This is a genomic window from Streptomyces sp. NTH33, assembly GCF_003236365.1.
In the GTDB taxonomy this organism is placed as follows: Bacteria; Actinomycetota; Actinomycetes; order Streptomycetales; family Streptomycetaceae; genus Streptomyces.
Genome location: NZ_POTZ01000481.1, coordinates 1 through 5,166, shown reverse-complemented (window position 1 = coordinate 5,166; position 5,166 = coordinate 1). Strand labels below are relative to the sequence as shown.

At 71.7% G+C, this 5,166-nt stretch carries 2 protein-coding genes; both read right to left on the bottom strand.

Translation table 11 applies throughout. The features are described from left to right. On the bottom strand, window positions 1–3,117 hold a 3,117-nt coding region (locus C1I97_RS31010; RefSeq protein WP_258382818.1), incomplete at its 3' end, for a type I polyketide synthase. Further along, entirely contained in the window at window positions 3,114–4,391 is a 1,278-nt protein-coding gene (locus C1I97_RS31005) for an MFS transporter (RefSeq protein ID WP_111006397.1), read from the bottom strand. The genes C1I97_RS31005 and C1I97_RS31010, both read right to left, overlap by 4 nt. Between the last annotated feature and the right edge of the window lie 775 nt (window positions 4,392–5,166).

Below are 5,166 nucleotides of genomic sequence, written 5' to 3'. Positions count from 1 at the left end.
GGGTACATGGGGAGCAGGGGCGGGCACCGGCGCGGCGACCGGCACCGGTTCCGCCGCGGTCGGCGTCGGCGCACCACTCCACGGTGCGGCCACGACCGGTGCCGCCACGGCGGCCGGCACCCTGGGCACCGCGTCCGGCATCCGGGAGGCGATCAGCTCGGAAAGCAGCCGGGGGGTGCCTGTGTCCTCGAAGAGTTCCCGCATGGTCACCTTGACCCGGTACTCCCGCTCCAGCTCGCGCAGGACGCCGATCATCTGCAGGGAGTCCGCTCCGAGGTCGAAGAACGGCGTGTCCCCGGCCGTCGCCATCTCCTCGCCGAAGTGCCGGGACATCGCCTTCAGAACGGAGCCGAGTATGCGCTCCGTCACCGCCTCGTTCCTTGCCACGACGGCTTCCTTTCTCGTACTGATTCCGATCCCCGGGACCCTGGGTGCGGGCCCCATCCAGTGGTTCCTGTACTGGAAGCGGTAGCCGGGAAGCGGGATTCTCCGCCCTCCGCAGCCGTCCAGAAGCCGCTCCCAGCGGATGTCCGCCCCCGCGCAGTGCAGGCCGGCCGCAGCGTCCCAGAAGGCGTCCAGGCCAGTGCCGCGCCGCAGCGTCGGCACGGCCCGCACATCCGGCAGGGAACGGCGTGCCAGGGCGCTCAGCGTGGTGTGCGGCCCGATCTCCAGCAACGCATCGGGCCGCCGGGAGGCGACCTCGAGCAGCGCCCGGTCGAACCGCACCGGCTCACGGGCCTGCCGCACCAGGTACTCGGTGTCCGGGACCCAGCCGGGCGGGCGGGTCTCGCCGTCGAGAGAGCTGACGAAGGCGGTGTGCAGCGGCGTGAAGGCCACCTCGCCGAGCACCGCGCGAAACTCCTCCAGCACCGGCTCCATCAGCGCGGTGTGGAAGGCGCGCGCTACCGGGAGCCGCTGGTGCGGCGTGCCGCGTTCCGTGAGCAGGGCGCACATCCGGTCGACCGCCGCGACAGGCCCGGCGAGCACCTGCGCGTGCTCCCCGTTGACGGCGGCGATCTCCAGGCCCGGCACCTCGGCGGTCAGCGCCAGCGCGGCGGCGCGGTCGAGGGCCGCCGCCGCCATCGCGCCCGGGGCGCCGAGCCGTTGCATCAGCCGGCTGCGTGCGGTGACCAGGCGCAGGCCGTCGTCGAGCGAGAGGCCGCCGGCCGCGTGCAGGGCGGCGTACTCGCCGACGCTGTGGCCGATCACCGCGTCGGGAGTGACGCCCGCCTCCTGCCACAGCCGCAGCAGCGCGCACTGCAGCGCGTAGAGAGCCGGCTGCGCGGTGTCGGTCTGCCACAACGCGCTGTCCGCGCCGGGGAGTCCGGCGCGCTCGCCGCTGCCGAGCAGACCGGGCATCAACGGTGCGCCGCCAAGTGCGCGGTGGCCGCGGTCGCAGGCGTCGAGGACCTCGCGCACCCCGGGAAAACGTTCATGCACGGCTGCTGCCGCGCCCGGGTACAAAGACCCCTGGCCGGTGAACTGCAGGACGACCCGGGCAGATTCCTCCCGGGGCACGGCTCCCTCGACGGTCCGTGCCGCCTTGCCGCCGCGCCCCCACACGTCGAGGGCGGCGGCCAGCGCCTCGGGGGTGGAACCGCGCACGGCCAGCCGGTGCCGCCGGTGTGAACGGCCGAGGGCCGCGGTGGTGACGAGGTCCGCCGGGGCGGGCGCGGGACCGGTGCGCAGCCGGTCGCTCAGGGCAAGGGCGTTGTCCGCCAGGGCCTCCTCGCTGCTCCCGGAGAGCAGCAGCACGTCCGGCACGGCGGCTGCGGCGGGGCGGGGAAGCGGCGCGGGCGCTTCCTCCAGGATCAGGTGGACGTTGGTGCCGCCGACGCCGAGCGAGGTGAGCCCCGCCCGCCGCGGGGTGTTCCCCCGGGGCCAGGGCCGGGCCGTGCGCGGGATGTGGAAGGGGCTGTCGTCGAGGTCCAGCAGCGGATTGGGCTCACTGAAGTTGGCCATCGGGGGGACCACCCCGTGCCGGAGCACCAGCAGCGCCTTGACCAGTCCGGCCAGGCCGGCCGCCACGTCGAGGTGCCCGATGTTGGCCTTGACCGCGCCGAGGGCACAGTACCCGGTGCGGTCGGTGTCCTCGCGGTAGGCGGCGGTGGCGCCCGCGAACTCGACGGGGTCGCCCTTGAGCGTGCCGGTGCCATGCGTCTCCAGGTAGCCGATGGTGTCCGCACCCACTTCGGCCCTCTTCAGTGCTTGGCGGATGGCCACCCGCTGGCCCTCGGCACTGGGCGCGGTGAACGCCTTCTTGCCGGCGCCGTCGTTGCTGACGCCCCAGCCGCGGATGACGCCGTGCACGGTGTCGCCGTCCTGAAGGGCCCGGGTGAGGCGCTTCAGCACCACGATGACGACGCCGGTGCCTCCCACCGTGCCGTCGGCCGCGGCGTCGAAGGCCCGCAGCCGCCCCGACTTGGAGAGGATCGAGCCCTTGACGTAGTGGTAGCCGAGGACCTGGGGCACATGGACGGCGGCGGCGCCGGCGAGGGCGATGTCGCAGTCGCCCATGAGCAGTGCCTGGGCGGCCAGCTGGACTCCCACCAGGGAACTGGAGCAGCCGGTCTGGACGTTGACGGCCGGGCCGGTGAGGCCCAGCCGGTAGGCGGCCCGGGTGGCCGTGAAGTCGGCGTAGTTGCCGATCGTGATCTGCAGCCCGGCCGTCCAGTCGGTGATCTCGTGTGCCGGCAGCACGTTGTTGAGCAGGTAGTTCTGCATGCTGTACAGGTGGTAGCCGGTGCTGGCGTAGACGCCCACCCGGGTGCCGTCCCGCTCGTCGGGGTAGCCGGCGTTCTCCAGGGCGTGCTGGGCACACTCCAGGAACATCCGCTGCTGGGGGTCGGTGAGCTGCGCCTCCCGGGCGCTCATGCCGAAGTGCCGGTTGTCGAAGCCTGCCAGGTCCTTCAGGATTCCGGAGGCGCCGATGAAGTCGTCCCGCCGGTACTGCTCGGCGGGAATGCCCGCCGCGGCCAGTTCCTCGTGGCTGAAGCGGGTGATGCGGTCCTCGCCCTCACGGACGATCCGCCAGAGTTCCTCCGGGGTGTTTGCGCCCGGCAGCCGGAAGGCCATGCCGATGACGGCCATCCTCACGTCGGTGTCGATCTCGGTCACCGGCCGACCCCTTCCCGCTCCACCGCCGCGCCGTCAGCGTGGCGGCCGTCCGGCTCCTCCTCCCGGGCTCTGCGGCGGCCCCTGACGATCAGCAGCACCAGCAGCCCCAGGCACAGGACGGTGGAGAGGCCGTGCAGCGAGGCCACCACCTGCAGCGGTGAGAACAGCTCCAGCAGGGATCCGCTGATCAGCATGCCCAGGCCGAAACCGCCGTTCTCGGCCGAGGCGGACAGCCCGAAGAGACGTCCGCGCTGCGCGTCGGGGGCGGCCTGCAGCCTGGACACGTAGACGACCTCGGTGAAGCCGTCGGCCGCCCCGGCGATCAGCGCGGAGACGACGGCGAGGGCGGTGGGCAGCGGGCAGAAGACCAGGATGAAGCCGGCCGACATCACGCAGGTGCCGAGCGCGAACGCCCGCTCCCCCGGGGCCCGGCCGGTGCGGCGGGTGACCCGGGACAGCACCTGCTGGGCGAGAATGTTGCCGATCGCCCAGGTCGCCCAGAACTGGCTGACGAACGTGGCCGGATGGTCGGGGTCCAGCATGCTGGAGTACACGGGCAGGGCGACGTTGTGGGACGAGGACCCCAGTCCGTCCACCGCCCGGATCGCGATCATCGCCATGAGCAGTGGAGCGGCCGCCAGCAGAAGGCGCAGCGACCGGTGGGCCGCGTCCGGCGCCTCGTCACCGCCGTTCTCCCCGGTTTCGGCCTCGCCCTCGGTCGCCCTGGTACGGATCGGCAGCAGGAACAGGACGGTCGCGGAAACCAGGAAGGTGGCGGCGTCCAGGGCGAACGCCGCGGTGTACCCGAGCTGCGCCACCACCGCGCCGGCCGAGGCGAAGCCGGCGATCATGGCGAGCGAACGCCCGGTGACCAGGAGGCTGTTGGCCTGGGTCCGGTGCTCCGCCCCGACGATCTCCGGGACGCTGCTGCGCAGCGCCACCTGGGAGATGGTGGAGCAGCCGCCGGTGACGACCGCGAGCGCGTAGAGCAGCCAGACACGGCTGCCGTCGGGGACCACCAGCAGTGCCAGCAGCGCCGTGGCCTGGCCGAGGTCGGCCCCGACCATCAGCCGTTTACGGTCGTATGACGACACCAGGCGGCCGCTCACGAACCCGGCCGCCACACTGGTGACCAGCCGTACGGCCATGAACAGGCCGGCGGCGAAGGCGCTGCCGGTCACAACGTAGACGAAGACGTTCAGCGCCACCATGTTGAGGTAACTGCCGTATGCCGAGAAGCCGTTGCCTATGACAAGCAGACGGAAGCGTCCCATGCCCACCCTCCTCCTGCTTTCCCGGGGAAGAAGGGCCGTGGCCCACCCCTTCTTGTGCCGGGCTCCCGCGAGGGGCCTCGGCCTGCCGGTCGTCCCTGGCCCGCCCGCGGCAGGTCCGTCGCTGCTCCGTCTCCGACGATCAGCCCAGCTCTTCCCAGCGGTCACTGCTTTCACACCAGGAACACACAACAGTTCCTCTGCTTGCCCCGCATCCTGTGTCGCTCGAAAATACGATTTGGTGCTGTGAGCTGCGGCGAGGCCGTTCGGTCAGGCGGTCCTCCGGTACTGGTTGATCAGGCCGACGAGGAGGGGTTGTCGCCGGATTCGCTGGGCCTGGAGGTCGGTGACGGTGGCTGGAGCGGGCAATTTGGTGCTGTCCGGGGGCAGTTGCCGCCGGGACCGGTGGGGGCGGTGCTGGTGGTAGTGCCGGATGTACTCGGCCAGGACCGCTTGGGCGTGGTGTCCCGCTCGGAAATACGATTCTGGACCTGGCCTGCAGCTTCTCCATGTGGGGCAACGGCCTCCGCGGCGCCTGGGATGATTCTTCGATGCCGCTGTCGATCGCCACCGCACTGGTCCGGAATCTGATCGGGGTGCCCGCTGCCGTGCCGCGCAGCCGGGTGGCCAAGGATGCGGAGGTGCCGGCGTGAGGCTGTTTACTCCTCTGTGTAAGAGGTGATCTTGCTGGGTGCTGGTCGGGCCCCGGTTGACACCAGGAATGTGACGCACAGTGAGTGACCTGATGAACGAGACCAGCCCGTACGCCGAGCCCGTG

Coding starts and splice junctions, on each gene's coding strand:
- C1I97_RS31005 (WP_111006397.1), bottom strand. CDS start 4,391: ATGGGACGCTTCCGTCTGCTTGTCATAGGCAACGGCTTCTCGGCATAC.